This window comes from Pseudomonas migulae NBRC 103157 (assembly GCF_002091715.1).
Classification (GTDB): Bacteria; Pseudomonadota; Gammaproteobacteria; order Pseudomonadales; family Pseudomonadaceae; genus Aquipseudomonas; species Aquipseudomonas migulae_A.
In genome coordinates, this window is record NZ_BDAG01000002.1 from 42121 (window position 1) to 61435 (window position 19315).

Below are 19315 nucleotides of genomic sequence, written 5' to 3' on the forward strand. Positions count from 1 at the left end.
CGCTGTTCCTGGAATAAAAGCCTGTCAGGAAGTTGCTTTGGACGCATCTCCCAAACGGTGGTAGGCGCGGTTGAAATACACCAGGCCTTCCTGGCTGTCGCTATTGCGGATACCCAACACCTCGCAATAGAAAATCGTATGCGACCCCACTTCATGGGCCTGAGCGATACGGCAATCGAAACTGACCAGCGCCTCGTCCAGCAGCGGCGCACCGCTTTCCAGCGTGCTCCACGATGCGCAGGAAAAGCGCTGCTCGGTATCCAGATTGCGGTTGGAGAACGCCCCCGACACTTCCTGATGCCCAGGGGTCAGTACGTTGACGCTCAGCACACCGTTGCTCTTGAAATGCACGTTGGAAAACGACGAGCGATTCATGCACACCAATAGCGTCGGTGGCTGGTCGGTCACGCTGCATACCGCCGAAGCGGTAAACCCGAAACGACCCGCAGGACCATCGGTGGTGATGACCGAAACCGCGCCACCGAGCATTGCCATTGAGTTACGAAATCCAGTTGTATCGACCATGGTCTTACCCTCCGGTCTATCAGATATCCAGCACCAGTTTCTTGGACTTGGCCCGGGAACAGCACACCAGAATCTGGTCATTGGCAGATTTTTCGTCATCCGTGAGATAGACGTCGCGATGATCCGGTTCGCCTTCGATGACGTCGCACAAACACGTACCGCAAACGCCCTGTTCACACGACACTTCAATCTTGATGCCCACGGCGGTCAGCGCATCGACGATGCTCTGGCCCTCGGCAACCTGTACGGTCTTGCCGCTGCGCTGAGCGACCACTTCAAAACCGGCGCCCGAAGCGTCGACTTCGACCTGGAAGTATTCGCGGTGCACATGATCGTCGGCGTACCCCGCCTTCAGGGCCTGAGCAATGACCCAGTCCATGAAACCGGCCGGTCCGCAGACATACACGTGTACGCCGGCTTGTGGAGTGCCCAGCACTTTTGGCAGGTCGAGTTTCTGTTCGGCGGCCTCGTCGTCAAAATGGGTGTTCAACCGCGACGCAAACGCCGCGTTACCCAGCTCCTCGAGAAAGGCGCTGCGGTTGCGCGAACGACCGCAATAATGCAGTTCGAAATCACTGTCGCGAGCATTCAGCGCGTAGGCCATGGCCACCATGGGGGTGATACCGATACCGCCACCGATCAGGATCGAACGCCTGGCATCGCTGGCCAGCGGAAAGTGATTGCGCGGCAGGCTGATCTCGATTTCACGACCTTCCTGCAGCAGTTCATGCACCGCCACCGAACCGCCACGCGAGGCGGGGTCCTTGAGTACGCCCAAGCGATAGGCGCCAGCGTTGGCCGGATCACCGCACAGCGAATACTGGCGAACCAGACCGGCCTTGAGGTGGATATCGACATGCGCGCCCGCCTCGAAGGCGGGCAAAGGCTGTCCCGTCGGATCACTCAGATCCAGTACGACAACACCTTCGCCCTGTTCTTCGCGCTTGCGCACGACGACTTTCAATAATTGATCGCTCATACAGGACCATCCCGATTTCGTTGTAAGGGGGCGCATCTGAGCGCCCCCGACTGCTTTTTCAAACCCTGTAACCGTGGACTCAGCGCATGAAGATCCCGCCGTTCACATCCCAGGTCGCCCCGGTGGTGAAGTAGGCGTCTTCGCTGGCCAGTTGCACGATCAGCTTGCCAATGAACGCGGCGTTGCCCAATTGCTTGACCGGGATCGCCTCTATCAGTTTTTCCAGGCGCTCGGGCGGCACGGCGGCGCGCACCGCCGGCGACTCGATAGGGCCCGGGGCGATAGCGTTGACCGTGACCCCTGACGCCGCCAGCTCCTTGGCGAAGATCTTGGTCAAGGTAATGATGGCGCCCTTGGACGCAGCGTAATGCGCGCCGGTCGCGGTGCCGCCGTTCTGCCCGGCCAGGGAGGCCATGTTGATGATCCGCCCGTAACCCCGGGCCGCCAGATAGCTGCCGAACACCTGGCAGCCGACAAAAGTACCGCGCTGATTGACGCTCACGACACGGTCGAACTCTTCCGGGCTGATCTGCATCACCGGTGTGGTCATGGTCATCGCGGCGTTGTTCACCACCACCTGCAATTCACCCCAATGCGCCACGACGGCCGCCAGGGCGTCTTCGAAATCGGCCTTGCTCGATACATCGAGCTTGAGCGCCAGGACCCGCTCGCCCGTGGCATCGAGTTCAGTGGCGGTGACCTGTGCCGACTCCAGTGAACGGTCGCTGATCACGACCCGATAACCGGCGTTCAGCAGTTGCTCGGCAATGCTTTTACCCAGCCCCTGGGCCGCGCCGGTGACCAATGCAACCTGTGTCATGGCAGCGTCCTCAGAGGATGTAGCCGATACCGGCGAGGGTATCGGTGGAATTGATCAGCTGGATCAGCTTGCGCTGAATCTTGAAACTGTCACCGCTGCGCACCAGTTCAAACGTGACATCGGCGGTGTACTGCTTGAGTACATCCTTGCGGAACTCGCGCAGGTTCTGCGCACAGCGCACAGTGACAACTCCGTCTTCATCCGACAGCACGCGAAAGCGCGACTGACTGCGCACGGTGCGCGCCCGCGGAGTGGTCGAGATCGACTCGCCGCTGGTCAGACGGGTGACACGCAACTGACGCATGTGGTGGTCGTCGTAGGCGTAGTTCAGGGTGTTCTCGAAGTCGGTTTCCAGTGGATCGATCGGGATGATGTAGGTCGCTTTCTCGGTCCACAGATCGAGCCATTCGACGAAATCGCCATGGTCGAGCATGTCCGCTTCCTGCCAGATGAAAGCGCTGACTTGGTTGAGCAATTGCAGGTTGTTCATGGGGTTCTCCGTCACTCAGGCCGACATCATCTTTTTCCACTGCTGGTAACCAGCGCGCATGCCGGTCTCGGCACTCACATCGCTCACCAGCCCGTCTTCGGATTGCTTTTCACCCGGCAAGCCGCGGTTGAGCATGATCCACAGATCGGTGCCGGCACTGGCGCCGCGCTGTACGCGCTCCCAGGCTTCGGAATCGTCCGGAGTACCAAAACCCATCGGCCCCTGGAAGTGCTCATGCAGCCGCAGACGATAACGGTTGGCCACGGCCGGGCCACCGTCCATGGTGATGACGGCGTGATGGATTTCGGTTTCGTTCACCGCGATCGGTTGCAGCACCCGGAAGAACGCCATGGAACAGGCGATGTTCGGGAACAGGTTGAGGTTGAAGCCCGAACCGCCGACCGCACGCACGATGCGACGGACCGACGCTTCGTCCTGGCCTTCAGCGCGCAACTGCGCGGCCAGGTCCTCGAAACGCTCGGGAATCGGCAATTCAAGGTTGGCTTCCAGGTCGACCAGGTCCGGGATCATCACCATCACGCTGTGGCCGTTGCCGAGGTCTTCGACATAGCCCGGCCCTTCGACGAAGTCGAACAGCTCCAGGGTCTGTTCATCCACGGACGACAGGAACGACTTGTGCACCAGCGGGAAGTGATAGGCGTCGGTGGTGTTTTCCAGCTGGATCTTCCAGTTGCCGGGGAAGCGGAAGCGATGCTCGCCTCCCACTTTGACCGGGTAGCCGGCGCCCTGCTTCATGAACAGGTCGATCCACTTTTTGGCCGGACCGAGGAAATCGGCGAGGGGTTCGATGTCATCCTTGAAGGTGGCGAAGATCATGCCGTTGTATTGTTCGACACGCAGGCTGACCAAAGGCAGTTCGCCCTTGTCCAGGCAATCGGCGTAGCTTTCCGGGTGAGGCACACCGCGCAGGCTGCCATCCAGGGCGTAGCTCCAGCCGTGATAAGGACAGACAAAACTGTTGGTCTTGCCCTTCTTGTGTTCACACACCGTTGCGCCACGATGGCGGCAGCGGTTGAGCAACACATGCACGTCTTTCTTGCGGTCGCGCACGACGATCACCGGCTGCTTGCCGATATAGGTGCTCTTGTAGCTGCCGGACTCCGGGATTTCGCTGGCGTGAGCGACCCAGATCCAGGTGCTGTAGAAAATCTTGTCCAGCTCCTGATCGAAGATCTTGCCGTCGGTGTACAGCGACGTGTGAACGCGATCATGCAAGACCAGGTCGGAAGGACTGGCGTCGAGCGTTACGGTATTTATCAGGTTACTCACGATCACTCCTCGTCGGCATTGTTCGCCGACTCTAAGAATTCTGGGTGTTACTTTCAGGACTGGCCGGACTTGCCGGGTACGGGCAGGTGCGCGGCGCTGTTCCAGGTGTCGACCGGTCGGCTGAACAGGTTCTCGGTCTGAAAATGCGCCATGCGCCACTGCCCTTGTTCCTGGGCGAACCGCACAGTCAGGCGGGCGCTATTGAGGTGCGAGGCCCCCGAGGCAAAGGTCGACGTCTGCAACATCACCCAGCTGGCATCTGCGGTCTCACCGCTGACCCGGATCAGTTCCGAGGTCAGGAAGTGCACGTTCAGCGAAAAGTGCGCCGGCTCGACCATGTAGGTTGCGAACATCGCTTTGATCGCCTCACGCCCGTGGTAACCGCCGAAGCTGCTCTGGTACTTGGCACCCTTGCCTTCCCAGATCGCCTGCTCGGTGAACAACCCGGCCAGTTCCTCGAGCGGAGACCCCACGCCCAGCTCGTCGCACAGAAACATGTAGCGATTCATGCAGCCGCGGATCGCGTTCTCGCTTTCCAACTGCTCGAGCCGCTGTTCCAGTGCGCGCAAATGCTCTTGTGATGACATGGCGACTTCTCTCGACTCAGCGCTGGATGATCAGTTCGCGACCGGTACGGGCCTCGACCTTGCAATACTTCCAGAGCTTGTAAGGGCCGTTGCCGACATCCGTGGTGCGAAACAGATTGCAGGCGGCGTGGACGGTTTCGATGTCGGGTACATCGGCCAGCAAGTAAGTCGTCCAGGGCCAGCCTGCAGACGGGCCGACCATGCTCTGATCGTCGTCCATGTTGCCCAGCACGGTGACGCCTGGCAGGTCGGCGATGCCGTTCCACATGGCGCCGAACGCGGCCCAGACTTCCAGCGCTTCAGGACGCGGAGCATCGAAAAAGTTTTGGTTGATGCCGATGCAGAACAGAACACGCAGGGCTTTTTTATCGGTCATGGGGTTCACCAATCAGTAGGGAAAAATTACAGGTAGCCAGGCAGCGGCTTATTGCCGAAGAAGATCGCGCCGGCGTTCTGGTAGGTCATGTCGCCCATGAAGGCGTGCTGGGTAATGACTTGGGTGTCGTTGACGAAACGCGACAGAGGACTGGTGCGGTACACCCCGCTCATGCCCGAGAGCATTTGCGCTGTGCGCGCGACATCGGCCGCGACGCGGGTGGCGTGGGTCGAGGACAAGCGCAGCATGTTGGTCTGCTCGACGCTCACCGGGTCGCCGGCCAACACGCTGGCCCAGGCATCGTCGATGGATTGGTAGAACCACGAACGTGCAGCGCGCAGCGACGCTTCGGCCTTGGCCATCTCGACTTGGGCCAGGGGCCGGTCGGACAACGACGGCGCACCGGTCACGGAGATCCGGCCGCTGGCCATTCCGCTCAACTCATCGAGTGCCGCACGAGCAACGCCCAGACCGACCACCGACAACACCTGCGTGGCGAACGACAGCGACGGATAGCGGAAGAATGGCTCGTCTAGATTCGATGGGCCGCCGCGTACGAAGGTCCATTCCTCCGGCACCACCACGCCTTCGACGACCACATCATGGCTGCCGGTGCCGACCAGGCCGACGACGTTCCAGGTTTCCTCGATTCTGACCTTTTCCCGGGGCATCACCGCCAGTCGTGGCAGGCCGAGCATCTCACCGTTTTTCGGGCTGATGCCCACGCCGATGAGCGACGCGCCCATGCAACCGCTGGAAAATTTCCAGCGCCCGTTGACCTCCAGGCCACCTTCAACAAAGGACGCAGGCTGCGGCGGGAAGATCCCACCGGCGAAGACCACGTCAGGCGAGTCTGCATAGATTTTTTTAATGGTTTCCAGCGGCAGCGCCGCCAGGTAAACCGGGCTCATGCCAAAGCTGGCGACCCAACCGGCGGAGCCATCGGCGATCGAGATATCTTCCACCATCTGGCAAAACTCGCCCGGCGAACGCTCGTCGCCGCCGAAGCGTTTTGGCACCAGAGCCCGATAGACACCGAGCTTGCGGAACTGCTCGATAACGTCCTGCGAGATGAATTTTTGTTGGTCGAATTCTTCGTTTCGAGCACGCGCACGAATCTCGACCAGCAGTTTCTGAAACGCTTCATTCGCCGTGATCGGCACGCGGCGCTGGTGATTCAGCTCGCTTGGCGCAGTCATGGGTTTCTCCATAGTAAGCATGACGATTACTCTTCCAGGCGCCGGACCAGTTCGCGGGCGACTGCACACAGCAGTTCGTCCGCGCCATGGGCGGCAATGAGTTGAAGGCCTACCGGGAGTCCCGAAGCGCTTTCCAGAGGAATGCTCAGAGCCGGATGACCGGAAAGGTTGAAAGCGCGCACCAAGGAGGTCATGCCCAGGGCGGCGCGAGTGTCGGCCGCATCCGCGACCAGCAATGGAAAGTCGGGCATGGTCGGCATGGCCAGAATCGGAGTGATGGCCAGGGCTGCATCCACTTCTGCGATAAACGCGCGCCGGATGGCTTCGGCCCCTTCAAGGGCTTCGACCGAGGTCAGACTGGCTGCGCGCAGGCGGTCGGCGACATCGCTGCCCACCCGACCGGTTTGCAGAAGATGGCCACACGCGGCCCAGGTTTCGGCGTTGATGACCACCATGCCGGCGCCATACGCGGCGGCCATGCCGGGCAGTGTCTGTTCAAGCAATCTGAAACGCGAACGGGCCAGCGCCTGGTTCACCACCGCGTGCACCTGTTCATTAGCCTCTACCGCGACGACGCCGATAGACAGATGCTCAGTTGCAGGGAGGGAAGTGAATGTGGGATCGATCACGCGCATCGCTGCGATCAAGCGATTCATGTCCAGCGCCAGGGGCCCCACGCAATCGAGAGTGCTGCGCGCTGGCATGACGCCCTGACGACTGACGCGACCGAAGGTTGGCTTGAGACCGAATACACCACAGCACGCCGCGGGAATCCGTACCGAACCGCCGGTATCGGTGCCCAACGCAAAGTCGCAAAGGCCCGCCGCAACCGCTGCCGCCGAACCACTGGAAGAGCCTCCCGGTATATAGCCGGGGTAGCGCGGGTTGGATGCCGTGCCGGTCCATGCGTTGAGGCCGGTGGTGCCGAATGCCAATTCATGCAGGCTGGTTTTACCGGTGATCCGGCAGCCCGCCTCCAAAACGGACTGAACCACCTGTGCATGTTCAGCGGCTGCCGGCGCATCGGCCAGCGCGCGGCTTGAAGCGCGGGTCGGATAGCCGGCGATATCGATGGTGTCTTTCACCATGACCGAAAGGCCATTTCCTCCCAAGGCTAAATCCTCAACAACGATCGACATGCTCTTTACCTGCTCGTTATGTGTCACCAGAACGAATGACCTCGGCATGAGGGCCGGGGAAAACGCTTAAATCTAAAATCGTAATATTTACGTGAAATGTCAATTGAATTTTACCAAATAAAAGAGTGTGTATTTTCGGTGCAGATTTTCCTTTTTCGCACCAACGACGTGCAGTTTGGTAACACTGCTGAAAAAACGTCAAATTCTGAAAAATTGATATTTTCTTCATACAAATCAACGTTTTATTTACAAATACCCAGCAGAAAACAACGAAACATTTAGAAAAATGTTGAGCGATTGCCTCTCTGAAAAGACAAACACGAAAAATAAATCGGCCCAAAAATGGCTGGCAAAAACAGGGCAAAAAATCACTGTTTTTTGAGTTTTTTTGTCAACTGTTTTTAGTCATTCGAGGGCATCCTTGATCCAGATCAAAGCCTTGTTTGATATGGCGTGCTGCAGGTTTTTCCCGTCCTTCACACGCCCTTCTGCCGGTCCTTGGGAGCACCTTGGTCGGCCCGCCTCGAAGCGCGTGCATCAGGCATCGCAGTAACGGCTTTCTGCCATGCACCAAAAAATTTCTGGCATGCAATCTGCTTTTGCCCTCTTCGCCTTCGACCGATCGCTCATGGTCGAGCGGCACCCTGATGACTCGGTAACCGAGCATGGGTGTCGCCGCAGTTCGATAACTAAAACAGGGCCGTACCTTGGGCCGAACTCGCACCACGTCGTGGTCGAGGCGGCTGGCCATTAGCCTTTTGCAGCGTTGCAACTCTTCGGAGAAAGTCATGCTTTTCAGAAAAGCCGTGTCCACGTTGTTGTTGAGTGCCGCCTGCGCCGCCGCTGCGCAGGCGGATGTGAAAGTCGGTGTCATCACCTCCTCCACCGGACCGATCGCACTGGTCGGGATACCCCAGAAAAACACCATACCGTTGCTGCCGACCCAGGCCGGCGACCAAGTGGTGAAGTACATTTCTCTGGATGATGCGAGCGACCCGACCGCTACGGTGAAGGCGCTGAAGAAGCTGATCGACGAAGAAAAGGTCGATGCCATCATCGGCCCGAGCGGTTCGCCCAACGCCATGGGCGTGATCCAGTTCGTCGCCGAGGCAGGCGTGCCATTGCTGGCACCGGTCGGTACCGCGGCGGTAGTGCTGCCGATGACCGAGCAGAAGAAATGGGTATTCAAAACCACGCAGAACGATGACCTGATCGCCAAGGCGCTGTTCGAGCACATGGCCAAAAAAGGCGTGAAGACCCTCGGCTTCATCGGCACCGGCGACCCTTATGGCGAAAACTGGGCCAAGGTCATGACCGGCCTGGCAGCGCAGCAGAACATAAAGGTCGTGGCCAACGAGCGCTTCCAGCGCCAGGACACTTCGGTCACCGGGCAAAGCCTGAAAATTCTCGCCACTCGCCCCGATGCAGTGCTGGTCGCAGCGCCGGGCAGCTCGGCGGTGATGCCGCAGACCACCCTGTTCGATCAGGGCTATCGCGGCCAGGTCTACCAGACCCACGGCGCGGCATTGCAAGACTTCCTCAAGTTGGGCGGCAAGAAGGTCGAGGGCACCATTCTGGCGGCCAGCCTGATGCTGGTACTCGATGAAATCCCGGACAGCCATCCTTCGAAGAAAATTGCCAGCGACTACACCGCGGCTTACGAAAAGCTCAACGGCAGCAAGCCGGCGACCTTCGGCGGGAACACCTTCGATGCCGGCCTGCTGTTACAGCAGGCGATCCCGATAGCAGCCAAGAAAGCAGCACCAGGGACTCCCGAATTTCGTGCAGCCCTGCGTGATGCGCTTGAGCAAAGCCACGAACTGGCCGGCACCCAAGGCGTTTACAACATGACGCCGCAGGACCACAGCGGCTTCGACGAGCGCGGTCGCGAACTGATCGTGGTGAAGAATGGCAACTGGATGTTGTTGCACGACAACTGATCGGAACCCGGGCGCACAGCCCACTGTGCGCCCTGCCCGATTGCCGGCGAACCAACCTGCGCCGGCACGCGAGCCTGATATTCAATCTGTAGAAAAGAGCTCTCATTATGAATTTCCAGATAGCCATGCTGCTGGGCCAGGACGGCATGACCAACGGCGCAATCTATGCGCTGCTGGCCTTGTCGATCCTCCTGGTGTTCACCGTGACCCGGATCCTGTTGATCCCCCAGGGTGAATTCGTGACCTACGGCGCCTTGACCATGGCCACTTTGCAAAGTGGTCACCCGACCGCACTGGTCTGGCTGCTGCTCGGCCTGACGCTGATCGACTGTGCACTCGATGTTTGGGGCGCGGCACGCTCCAGTCAGGCTTTTCGGTTTCCCGTGCGCATTCTCTTCAAGCTCGGCTATGCAGGCCTGTTGGCGGTGCTGATCAACACCTTGCCGCTGGCCGAGTTGCCGATGGCCGTCCAGGCATTGCTGACGCTGGCGCTGGTGGTTCCGCTGGGGCCGCAGATCTACCGACTGGTGTTCCAGCCGATCGCCTCGGCCAGCTCACTGGTCTTGCTGATTGTGTCGATCGCCGTGCACGTGAGCATGGTCGGTATCGCCCTGTTGCTCTTCGGCCCCGAAGGCGCCCGCACGCAACCGTTCTCCGAAGCCGGCCTTGAACTGGGTCCGGTCACGTTCAACAGCCAGACGCTCTGGGTGCTGGCCGTCTCCCTGGGATTGATCGTCGGTCTGTATCTGTTCTTCGAGCGCACGCTCTATGGCAAAGCCCTGCGTGCCACCGCGGTCAACCGCATGGGTGCCAGGCTGATGGGGATCTCGCCGACCCTCGCGGGCAAGTCGACCTTCCTGCTCGCGGCGCTGATTGGCACGCTGTCGGGGATCCTGATCGCCCCGATCACCACGCTGTATTTCGATTCTGGTTTTGTCATCAGCCTCAAAGGCTTTGTCGGCGCGATCATCGGCGGGCTGGTGAGCTATCCGGTCGCCGCGCTCGGCGCCCTGGCGGTGGGCCTGATCGAAGCATTCTCGATGTTCTGGGCCAGTACCTACAAAGAGATCATCGTGTTCACGCTGATTATTCCGTTCCTGCTGTGGCGTTCGCTCACCAGTCGTCATGTGGAGGAAGAAGAATGAATTCGCGCTATCTGTTACTTGCCCTGTTGCTGGTGGTGGGCGTTGTGCCGCTGCTGTTGCCGCCGTACTACGTCACCCTGCTCAATTACATCGGCATGTACGCCATGGTCGTATTGGGGCTGGTGCTGCTTACAGGTGTCGGCGGCATGACCAGTTTCGGTCAGGCCGCGTTCGTCGGGCTGGGCGCCTACACCTCTGCCTACCTGACCACGACCGAGCAATTGCCGGCCTGGCTGGCGTGGGCCGGAACGTCTCCGTGGCTGACGCTGCTGGTGGGCGTGGTGCTCACCGCCTCAGTGGCACTGATTCTCGGCGCCTTGACGCTCAAGCTGTCGGGACATTACCTGCCGCTGGGAACGATTGCCTGGGGCCTTTCGCTGTACTACCTGTTCGGCACGCTGGAATCCCTGGGCGGCCATACCGGCGTCGGCGGCCTGCCATCGATTTCCTTGTTCGGCCTGAAACTGGATAAGGGCGAAAACATTTTCTACCTGATCTGGGCCCTGCTGTTATTAGCGATCGTCATCACGCAGAACCTCCTGAACTCTCGCGAAGGCCGCGCCATTCGCGCACTCAAGGGCGGCCAGGTCATGGCCGAGTCGATGGGGGTCAACACCTTCCGCTCGAAGATGGTGATCTTCGTCATCTCTGCGGTGTTCGCAGCCATTTCCGGCTGGCTCTATGCGCACACCCAACGCTTCGTCAACCCGACACCGTTCGGCCTGAACATGGGCATCGATTACCTGTTCATGGCCCTGATCGGTGGGGTCGGCAGCGTGTGGGGCGCCCTGCTCGGCGCGGGCATCCTGACTCTGCTAAAGCAATGGTTGCAGGACTGGTTGCCGCATCTGCTGGGTAACACCGGCAACTACGAAATCATCGTATTCGGCATCTTGATCGTGGTGCTTATGCAGCGTGCACCGGGTGGCCTGTGGCCCTTGCTGACACGTCTGATACCGGCCCGGTTCAGGGTCCGCGCCAAGGTCCGGAATGTCGACGCCAAGGCTGCACCCCTGCCCCGCCGGCAACTGCCCAAACATGGCGAACTGATCCTTGAAGCGCGGAATGTGACCAAGCGCTTCGGCGGACTGGTGGCCAACAACGACATGAGCCTGGAAATCCGTTCGGGTGAAATCCTCGCACTGATCGGCCCCAACGGTGCCGGCAAAAGCACCATGTTCAACCAGCTCTCCGGCGTCGATACACCGAGCAGCGGCGATGTGCTGTTCATGGGTCAAAAGATCAACGGCCTGAACTCGCGGCAAGTGGCGAGCATGGGCATGAGCCGCACGTTTCAGCACGTGAAACTGCTGGGCAACATGAGCGTGTTGGAGAACGTCGCCATCGGCGCGCATTTGCGTGGCCAGCAAGGCGTGCTGTCGGCGGCGCTGCACCTGGATCGTCGCGAGGAAGCCGAACTGCTCGGCGAAGCCAGACGTCAGCTGGAGCGCGTAGGCCTGGGCGATTACTTGTATGAAGAGGCCGGGAGCCTGGCACTCGGCCAACAGCGGATTCTGGAAATCGCCCGCGCCTTGTGCGCCGATCCGTGCCTGCTGCTGCTCGACGAACCCGCAGCCGGCCTGCGCCTGAAAGAAAAGGAAGCCCTTGGCATCCTGCTCAGCCGCCTGCGCAGCGAAGGCATGGCGATTCTGCTGGTCGAGCACGACATGGACTTCGTCATGGGCCTGGTCGATCGCGTGGTGGTCATGGAGTTCGGCCAGCGGATCGCCCAAGGCCTGCCCGAAGACGTACAGAAGGATCCGGCCGTGCTGGAAGCCTATCTGGGAGGAGTTGAATGATGAACATGCAAGTGGACCCGCACCTCGCACCGCGCAACCAGGTTGACGACGCCGTGCTGGAGATCAAGGGCTTGAGCGTGGCCTACGGCAAGGTCGAAGCGCTGAGCGACGCCAGCCTGACCGTCGGCAAGGGCCAGATCGTGACAGTGATCGGCCCCAACGGCGCCGGCAAGACCACCCTGCTTTCGGCCATCATGGGTGTGCTGGGCTCCCGGGGTCAGGTGCATTTCGACGGCAGCCTGGAAACCTTGCCGGAAGTGGAAGTGATGGTCTCGCGAGGCCTGGGCCTGGTGCCGGAAAGGCGCGAGTTGTTCACCAGCATGAGCGTGGCGGACAACTTGCTGCTCGGCGCTTTTCAACGCCATCGCCGGGGCGACCGTCGCTACAGCGAAACGCTTGGCGAAATCTACGAACTGTTCCCGCGCCTGTGGGAACGCCGCGAGCAATTGGCGGCGACATTGTCTGGCGGTGAACGGCAGATGCTCGCCGTGGGCCGGGCGCTGATGGCCAAGCCCAAGCTGCTGATGCTCGACGAGCCAAGCCTGGGACTGGCGCCGCTGATTACCCGGGAGATCTTCCGCATCATCACCGCGCTGCGCGAGCAAGGGGTTTCGATTCTGCTGGTCGAGCAGAACGCGCGTGCCGCCCTGCGGGTAGCCGATTACGCCTATGTGCTGGAAACCGGTCAGATCGCCATGCAGGGTCCGGCGCAGCAACTGGCTGATGACCCACGCGTGATCGAAGCCTATCTCGGCTTGGCCAGCAAGCATCAGGAAATGCTCGCCAACTGACAACGTGGGCGCGACACCGCCCCCCCCTCCCCGTAGGAGCCGGCTTGCTGGCGATTGCGATGGGTCAATCGACGGGTTTATCGACCGATCGGAAGCTATCGCCAGCAAGCCGGCTCCTACAGGGGACTGGTGCTGTGTTCAACAACCCATCGTCCCTTGTGAATAATCCGGAGTCACGATGAACGCTTCCTCCTTGCGCATCGGCATCGCCGGTGCCGGTGCCATCGGCTGCACCCTGGCGGCCCGCCTTGCGGGTAACGGCCATACGGTCAACGTACTGGCCCGAGGTGAAACCCTGACGACCATCCGCCGTGACGGCATCCACCTGTCCGATCTGGACGGTCATCATCATGTGCGAGTCGAGGCCAGCGACGACGCTGCCAGCCTTGGCGAGCAAGACCTGATATTCCTCTGTACCAAGGCACAAGCCCTGGCCAGTCTGCTGCCGCAACTGCAACCGATGATCGGCGCCGAAACGGTAGTGATCCCGGTGATCAACGGTGTGCCGTGGTGGTACTTCCACGGTGAAGGCGGACGCTACGACGGGCAACGGGTGAACGCGGTTGATCCGCAGTCGACGCTCCACCAGGCCCTGGACCTGCGCCACGTGATCGGCTGCGTGGTGTTCATCACCGCGCACTGCCCGGCCAATGCCGTGGCTGAATCGAACACCCCGCACCTGATGATTTTTGGTGAGCCTGACAACCGCCTCAGCCCCCGCCTGGAGCGTGTGCGCGCACTGATCGAAAGTGTCGGCATCGAAGCACGAGCCACCGACCGCATCCGCGACAATCTGTGGACCAAGATCATCGCCAACCTCACCTCCAACCCCCTCTCGGTGATTACCGGCGCGACGCTCGATCAGCTTTACAGCCTGCCGGAGTTACGCGACCTGGTCAGCAGTTGCCTGCACGAAGCCTTGCTGACGGCCGCCGCGTACGGCGCGCGCGTGAGCATCGATCCACGGACCTTTCTCGAACTCGGCGCCGGCATGGGCGCCGTGCGCACTTCAATGCTGCAGGACTATGAGAAAGGCCGCCCACTGGAGCTGGCCGCCATCGGCGACGCGGTGCTGGAGTTGGCCGACGGCATGGCGATCCCGATGCCCGTTACTCGACACCTCATTGCCCTGGCACGCTTTCGCGGCGAACAGGCCCGTCACTGAATCACTACGACAAGGACTCCGACATGGACCACACTCAATTGGCAAAACCGCACGCGTACAGCGACGAAGAATGGGCCCTGCGCGTGCAACTTGCGCACTGTTACCACCTGGTGGATTTCTTCGGCTGGACCGAGACGATCTTCAACCATATTTCCGCACGCCTTCCCGGCCCGGCGCACCATTATCTGGTCAACCCGTTCGGCCTCAATTACACCGAAGTGACACCAGAGAACCTGCTCAAGGTCGACCTGCACGGCAAGAAGCTCGAGGACTCGCCCTACGACGGCAACCCCGCCGGTTTCGCCCTGCACAGCGCGGTGCACGGTGCCCGTTCGGACATTCAGTGCCTGATCCACACGCACACCACGCCGATTTCGGCCATCGTCATGAAAAAGGCCGGTTTTGCCCACAATGACTTTTACGGCGCACAACTCTACGGACGGATCGGCTACCACACCTTCGAAGGCATCACGCTGTTCGATGACGAAAAAGCACGGATGATCGACAGCCTTGGCGACAAGCACATCCTGGTGCTGCGCAATCACGGCATTGCCGTTGGCGAAAGCAGCATTGCCAAGGCCTTCTTCCTGCTGTGGACAGTGCAGCGCGCCGCCGAAATCCAGTGCCAGGCCGGCGCTCTGGGCGGTGAGGACAACCCGCTGCCGGAAGCGATCAGCCAGAAGTGTGCCGAACTCACGGCCATGCTCATTCGGGACAGCGGCTTCGCTGTGAAATTTTTCGACGCCATGGTTCGCAAAATGCGCGCCGAACGCGGCCAGTGCTGGTAATAGCGGGAGCGTTCAGTGGCTAAGTCAAAGGAATACACGCCGCCGGTCATCGTTGCGGCGCAGCCAGAAATACCGATCTCGCGCCTGGATGTTCACGGCCATCTGATCGCCTGCAACGATGCTTATGTGGCGCTCAGCGGTTACGCCCGGGAGGAGCTGCTGAACCAGCCGCATGAGCTGATCAATCATCCGCTGATGCCCAAGCGAGTCATTGAACGTATGTGGGAGACCTTGCGCAGCGGTGTGCCCTGGACGGCGCCCATGATGGGTCGCGATAAACAGGGCACGACGTTCTGGTGCAATCTCTATGTGGTGCCACTGCTGGAGGGCGGTCAACTGAATGCGCTGGGCACGGCGTATCACCCGATGGACGCCTCCCAATGCCTGCGAGCGGAAAAACTCTATCGTCGCTTGAATGACGGCCACGGCCCGCTGACTTTTGCCCGCCGCGTGCAGGAACATGCCAGCAGCCAGGGTATCGCCTGGTTGCTGGGACTTGGGGTGGCTGGCGCGATTGTCGGCGGACAGATCGACCTGGCGCCGGGGTTGCTGGTGCTTGGCGGCGTGTTCGCTTCGATCTGGCAATGGCGCGCCAGACAGCGCGCGGATGTCTCCCGGATCATGGTGCGCCATGCTCAGGTCTACAGCGACGCCTTGCTGGCACCGCTTCAGGACGGCAGCGCCAGCCTCGCCAGCCGTTTTGACATGGCCCTCAATAGCCAGAACACACGGATGCGCACGGTCATGGCGCGTATCCGGATCAACGGCGAGACCGTGCGTCAACGTGCGCAAGAATCGTCGACACTGGTACAGACCCAGTCCGGGCACCTGCAACGGCAACTTGAAGAAGCCGAGCAGTCCGCCGCGGCGGTCCATCAAATGAGCACCACGATCCAGGAACTGTCGCGCAACCTGCAACAGGGGGCCGAGGCCACACAAGCCGTCGACCGACTGGCTCGCGAGGGTGACCGGATGTCCGGTCAAAGCCAGCGTTCGATGACCGGCCTGTGCACTTCGGTCGAGGAAATTGGCCAGGCCGTCAGCCGCTTGGCGGAATCGATCGAATCAATCAGCGGCGTCGCGCATGTGATTCGCAGCATTGCCGAGCAGACCAATTTGCTGGCGCTGAACGCGGCCATCGAAGCGGCCCGCGCTGGCGAGACCGGACGCGGTTTCGCAGTGGTCGCCGACGAGGTACGCAGCCTCGCGACCCGCACCCGCGAATCCACTGAACAAATCCAACGCTCGATCGAGCAACTGCGTGACGGCAGCGCCCTGGCCCTCGCCACCGCGCAACGCGGCGAATCGGCTGCGCGGGAATCACGCGAAGACGTATCGCAGGTCCAAACCGCATTGCGGCGTATCTGCGAGGAAGTCGGGCAGATCTCCGGCATGAGTTTGCAAATGGCCTCGGCCATCGAACAGCAAGGTCAAGTTGCGCAAGAGATCAATGGGCAGATTTCCCAGATCGTGAACCTGGCGCAAATCAGCAGCGATCAGTCCCGTCGCAGTACCCAGATCGGCGAGGAGTTGCATCAACTGGCCAACTCCCAACTCGACCTGGCCCAGCGTTTTCTAAAGGGCTGAGCAATTCATCCTCATGCATCAGGCCTGACGTCGCAGGGTCTCGGAAGGCAGGCAGCCGTACTGCTTGCGGTACTGCATGGCGAAATGACCGAAGCTGGCGACCCCGTGACGCAACAGGATATCCGTCACGCTGTCGGTCGGCCCGGCCTGCTGCAGGGCTACGTGAACCAAGGCCAGTCGACGAGTACGGACATAGTCGCTGGGGGTTTGCTGAAGAAAGCGTGTGAAGCCATTTTGCAAGGTGCGGATCGACACGTCACAGAACTGCGCCAGGCTCGCCAGCGCAATCGGTTCGGCCAGGTGCTGTTCGATGTAGTCACGGGCCTTCTTGACGTGGTGAGGCATCGGTTGGCGCTGGTCTTGCAGCAGATCGACCGAATAATTGTGCGGCAACTGAGTCAGCAGCACCGACAGCAAATAGTCCGACAGGCTCCCGCCCATGGTTGAGGTCATCAGCGTCTGGCTGGCGTCGCCATAGAGCTGGCAGATGTAATCCAGGGTGGTCCTTACCGGCGCCATGCCCTGATGCTCGGCGTCGACCTGAATGTCGAACACCAATGGCTGACGCAAACGCCGGTTGAGCAAAACTTGCAGCTGACGCTCGAGGGCTTGGCGATCGACGCGCAAAATCAGGTTGCGGCAATCCTTGTCGATACGGATAAAACTGCGCTCGGAAGGCGACGAAATCGTCAGCCCGCCCTTGCGCAAAATCGCGCTCTGCTTGCCCAGGCTGACCATGCCGCTGCCTTCCAGGGTGACCCGAATCAGGTAGTAGTCACTGATATCGCCGGCGTCGATTTCCACCGGTGCACCGTAGTGCAGATCGAACAATGCCGAGCTGCCGAAAAACACGCCGTACAGCTGCGATTGAAGGGCGCCACCCTGCTGCATTTTCATCTGGTGAGGCCACAGGTAATGACTGACCCGATCCTTGACCTCGCCAAACCCGCCGGAACTCAAAAGGCAATGATGACGGAGCGTAGAGTGTTGATCGAACATGCTGAAGCACCTCCAGAAAATGACACCGTTGCCCGCAGGCACATCGATAACTTAGTGGAAATGGAAAGCAATTTTCACACCATGCAAATGCTTTCTGCGCGCCCGGAACAGCCTCTGCGCCTGAGGCATAGAGTCAAGGCAAACAAGGGCTTAAAAAGGTCCTGCAGCACACATATGCCAAGCCATTGGCAACCTGGAGCCGCACAACAAAACCAATAATCGCACCAGGGCAAGGCGCTCGGGTAACGACGGCGTCACCCATACACCCAACTGCGAACCGCTGCCGCCGACTGACTGATTGCCAACCCTGAAGGGGCCAAACAGCATGACCAGCAAAACACCGACCGAGGTCACCCGTAAAAGCTATGCCTACGAATGGTATGTCGTTGCCGTTTGCATGCTGGCCTATATTTTTTCGTTCATCGATCGTCAGATCCTGGCGTTGATGATTGAACCGATCAAACACGACATGCAGTTATCCGACACCCAGTTCAGCCTGCTGCACGGCCTGGCTTTCTCCCTGTTTTATGCCTTCATGGGCATGCCCATCGCGCTGCTGGCGGACAAATTTTCCCGACCGAAAATCATCGCCATCGGCATCGCGTTCTGGAGCCTGGCGACGGCCCTCTGCGGAGTGAGCAAAAACTTCCTGCAGATGTTTATGGCGCGCATCGGTGTCGGGATTGGTGAAGCGGCGCTGTCGCCGGCCACTTACTCGATGCTCAGCGATATGTTCCCCCGGGAAAAACTCGGGCGCGCCGTGGCGATCTACTCGATCGGCTCGTTCATCGGCGGCGGCGTGGCCTTTCTGATTGGCGGCTACGTCATCGACTTGCTGAAGAACCTCGACAGTGTCGCCGTACCGCTACTGGGCGAAATGCGGCCATGGCAGGTGACGTTTTTCCTGGTGGGACTGCCGGGCATACTCGTTGCCCTGTTGATTGCCCTGACCATTCGCGACCCGGCTCGCAAGGGTTTGAAACTGGACGCCGAAGGCAAGGTCCATGCGCCCGGCATGAAACAGGCGTTCACGTTCCTGGCAGTGCACCGCAAGACCTTTTTCTGCCACTACCTGGGATTTTCGTTCTACGCGATGACGCTGTTCTGCCTGCTTAGCTGGACCCCGGCCTTTTACATACGCAAATTCGCCCTGGCCCCCAGCGATGCTGGTTACATGCTCGGGATCGTCGTATTGCTGGCCAATACCAGTGGCGTGTTTTGTGGTGGTTGGCTGATCGACTGGCTGGCAAAAAAAGGGTACAGCGATGCGCCGATCCGCGCGGGGGTCATCGGGGCAATCGGCATGGCCGTGCCCGCCATCGCGTTCACCCAGGTCAGCGAACTGTGGATGTCCGTGGCGTTGCTGGCACCGGCGATGTTCTTCGCTTCGTTCCCCATGCCAGCCTCGACCGCCGCCATGCAGATCCTGCCGCCCAATCAGATGCGAGCGCAGATCAGCGCGCTGTTCCTGCTGATTTCCAACCTGATCGGCCTGGGTCTTGGTACCACACTGGTCGCGCTGCTCACCGACCGGCTATTCCAGAGTCCGGCCATGGTCGGCTCGTCTATTTCCCTGCTCAATGCCTTCGCAGTCGCACTCACCCTGCTCTTGCTGATCAAGGGTTGCCGACACTTCCGCGAGAGCCTCAAACACGAAGGCCTGGCCTGACGTCCTTACCTGAGGCACGCTACGGCG

At 60.3% G+C, this 19315-nt stretch carries 18 protein-coding genes; 8 read left to right on the forward strand and 10 right to left on the reverse strand.

Annotated features, from left to right (window positions below):
- Positions 1–24: 24 nt before the first annotated feature.
- From PMI01S_RS02385 to PMI01S_RS02425, 9 genes are all read right to left on the reverse strand, one after another.
- On the reverse strand, positions 25–525 hold the full coding sequence (locus PMI01S_RS02385) for a flavin reductase (RefSeq protein ID WP_084317856.1): 501 nt from the start codon (positions 523–525) through the stop codon (positions 25–27).
- Between the two features lie 19 nt (positions 526–544).
- Positions 545–1504, reverse strand: coding sequence for a PDR/VanB family oxidoreductase (locus PMI01S_RS02390; protein ID WP_084317857.1), 960 nt, complete (start codon positions 1502–1504; stop codon positions 545–547).
- A 79-nt stretch (positions 1505–1583) separates the two neighbouring features.
- Positions 1584–2324 (reverse strand): SDR family NAD(P)-dependent oxidoreductase, encoded by a 741-nt coding sequence (locus tag PMI01S_RS02395; RefSeq protein WP_084317858.1) that lies wholly within the window; start codon positions 2322–2324, stop codon positions 1584–1586.
- A 10-nt stretch (positions 2325–2334) separates the two neighbouring features.
- Positions 2335–2814 carry an aromatic-ring-hydroxylating dioxygenase subunit beta gene (locus PMI01S_RS02400; RefSeq protein WP_084317859.1) on the reverse strand — a complete coding sequence of 160 codons (480 nt, stop codon included), beginning with the start codon at positions 2812–2814 and terminating at the stop codon, positions 2335–2337.
- A 15-nt stretch (positions 2815–2829) separates the two neighbouring features.
- Positions 2830–4104 (reverse strand): aromatic ring-hydroxylating oxygenase subunit alpha, encoded by a 1275-nt coding sequence (locus PMI01S_RS02405; RefSeq protein WP_084317860.1) that lies wholly within the window; start codon positions 4102–4104, stop codon positions 2830–2832.
- Positions 4105–4157: 53 nt separating this feature from the next.
- A complete protein-coding gene (locus tag PMI01S_RS02410) occupies positions 4158–4691 on the reverse strand; it encodes a nuclear transport factor 2 family protein (protein ID WP_084317861.1) in 534 nt (177 codons plus the stop codon).
- 16 nt (positions 4692–4707) lie between these two features.
- A complete protein-coding gene (locus PMI01S_RS02415; RefSeq protein WP_084317862.1) occupies positions 4708–5067 on the reverse strand; it encodes an IacB protein in 360 nt (119 codons plus the stop codon).
- Between the two features lie 26 nt (positions 5068–5093).
- Positions 5094–6266: an acyl-CoA dehydrogenase family protein gene (locus PMI01S_RS02420; protein ID WP_084317863.1), complete on the reverse strand. Its 1173-nt coding sequence runs from the start codon at positions 6264–6266 to the stop codon at positions 5094–5096.
- Positions 6267–6292: 26 nt separating this feature from the next.
- Positions 6293–7405, reverse strand: coding sequence for an amidase (locus PMI01S_RS02425; RefSeq protein WP_084317864.1), 1113 nt, complete (start codon positions 7403–7405; stop codon positions 6293–6295).
- A 788-nt stretch (positions 7406–8193) separates the two neighbouring features.
- Between PMI01S_RS02425 and PMI01S_RS02430 the strand changes: the two genes are divergently transcribed.
- From PMI01S_RS02430 to PMI01S_RS02460, 7 genes are all read left to right on the forward strand, one after another.
- Positions 8194–9345, forward strand: a complete 1152-nt coding sequence (locus tag PMI01S_RS02430) for an ABC transporter substrate-binding protein (protein ID WP_084317865.1) — start codon at positions 8194–8196, stop codon at positions 9343–9345.
- Positions 9346–9452: 107 nt separating this feature from the next.
- Positions 9453–10490, forward strand: a complete 1038-nt coding sequence (locus tag PMI01S_RS02435) for a branched-chain amino acid ABC transporter permease (protein ID WP_084317866.1) — start codon at positions 9453–9455, stop codon at positions 10488–10490.
- Positions 10487–12289, forward strand: a complete 1803-nt coding sequence (locus tag PMI01S_RS02440; RefSeq protein ID WP_084317867.1) for a branched-chain amino acid ABC transporter ATP-binding protein/permease — start codon at positions 10487–10489, stop codon at positions 12287–12289. Before PMI01S_RS02435 ends, PMI01S_RS02440 begins: the two co-directional genes overlap by 4 nt.
- A complete protein-coding gene (locus PMI01S_RS02445) occupies positions 12286–13080 on the forward strand; it encodes an ABC transporter ATP-binding protein (RefSeq protein ID WP_174602646.1) in 795 nt (264 codons plus the stop codon). Before PMI01S_RS02440 ends, PMI01S_RS02445 begins: the two co-directional genes overlap by 4 nt.
- Positions 13081–13258: 178 nt before the next feature.
- Positions 13259–14245, forward strand: a complete 987-nt coding sequence (locus PMI01S_RS02450; RefSeq protein ID WP_084317869.1) for a ketopantoate reductase family protein — start codon at positions 13259–13261, stop codon at positions 14243–14245.
- 23 nt (positions 14246–14268) lie between these two features.
- A complete protein-coding gene (locus PMI01S_RS02455; protein WP_084317870.1) occupies positions 14269–15033 on the forward strand; it encodes a class II aldolase/adducin family protein in 765 nt (254 codons plus the stop codon).
- Positions 15034–15048: 15 nt separating this feature from the next.
- The gene (locus tag PMI01S_RS02460) at positions 15049–16620 is read left to right on the forward strand and encodes a methyl-accepting chemotaxis protein (RefSeq protein WP_235864409.1); all 1572 of its coding nucleotides are present in this window, start codon (positions 15049–15051) and stop codon (positions 16618–16620) included.
- Between the two features lie 18 nt (positions 16621–16638).
- On the opposite strand, the gene PMI01S_RS02465 is transcribed toward PMI01S_RS02460, so the two are convergent.
- On the reverse strand, positions 16639–17619 hold the full coding sequence (locus tag PMI01S_RS02465) for an AraC-like ligand-binding domain-containing protein (RefSeq protein WP_084317871.1): 981 nt from the start codon (positions 17617–17619) through the stop codon (positions 16639–16641).
- Positions 17620–17944: 325 nt separating this feature from the next.
- Between PMI01S_RS02465 and PMI01S_RS02470 the strand changes: the two genes are divergently transcribed.
- Positions 17945–19288, forward strand: coding sequence for a spinster family MFS transporter (locus PMI01S_RS02470; protein WP_084317872.1), 1344 nt, complete (start codon positions 17945–17947; stop codon positions 19286–19288).
- Positions 19289–19315 lie beyond the last annotated feature (27 nt).

Coding starts and splice junctions, on each gene's coding strand:
- PMI01S_RS02385 (WP_084317856.1), bottom strand. CDS start 525: ATGGTCGATACAACTGGATTTCGTAACTCAATGGCAATGCTCGGTGGC.
- PMI01S_RS02390 (WP_084317857.1), bottom strand. CDS start 1,504: ATGAGCGATCAATTATTGAAAGTCGTCGTGCGCAAGCGCGAAGAACAG.
- PMI01S_RS02395 (WP_084317858.1), bottom strand. CDS start 2,324: ATGACACAGGTTGCATTGGTCACCGGCGCGGCCCAGGGGCTGGGTAAA.
- PMI01S_RS02400 (WP_084317859.1), bottom strand. CDS start 2,814: ATGAACAACCTGCAATTGCTCAACCAAGTCAGCGCTTTCATCTGGCAG.
- PMI01S_RS02410 (WP_084317861.1), bottom strand. CDS start 4,691: ATGTCATCACAAGAGCATTTGCGCGCACTGGAACAGCGGCTCGAGCAG.
- PMI01S_RS02415 (WP_084317862.1), bottom strand. CDS start 5,067: ATGACCGATAAAAAAGCCCTGCGTGTTCTGTTCTGCATCGGCATCAAC.
- PMI01S_RS02420 (WP_084317863.1), bottom strand. CDS start 6,266: ATGACTGCGCCAAGCGAGCTGAATCACCAGCGCCGCGTGCCGATCACG.
- PMI01S_RS02425 (WP_084317864.1), bottom strand. CDS start 7,405: ATGTCGATCGTTGTTGAGGATTTAGCCTTGGGAGGAAATGGCCTTTCG.
- PMI01S_RS02430 (WP_084317865.1), top strand. CDS start 8,194: ATGCTTTTCAGAAAAGCCGTGTCCACGTTGTTGTTGAGTGCCGCCTGC.
- PMI01S_RS02435 (WP_084317866.1), top strand. CDS start 9,453: ATGAATTTCCAGATAGCCATGCTGCTGGGCCAGGACGGCATGACCAAC.
- PMI01S_RS02440 (WP_084317867.1), top strand. CDS start 10,487: ATGAATTCGCGCTATCTGTTACTTGCCCTGTTGCTGGTGGTGGGCGTT.
- PMI01S_RS02445 (WP_174602646.1), top strand. CDS start 12,286: ATGATGAACATGCAAGTGGACCCGCACCTCGCACCGCGCAACCAGGTT.
- PMI01S_RS02450 (WP_084317869.1), top strand. CDS start 13,259: ATGAACGCTTCCTCCTTGCGCATCGGCATCGCCGGTGCCGGTGCCATC.
- PMI01S_RS02455 (WP_084317870.1), top strand. CDS start 14,269: ATGGACCACACTCAATTGGCAAAACCGCACGCGTACAGCGACGAAGAA.
- PMI01S_RS02465 (WP_084317871.1), bottom strand. CDS start 17,619: ATGTTCGATCAACACTCTACGCTCCGTCATCATTGCCTTTTGAGTTCC.
- PMI01S_RS02470 (WP_084317872.1), top strand. CDS start 17,945: ATGACCAGCAAAACACCGACCGAGGTCACCCGTAAAAGCTATGCCTAC.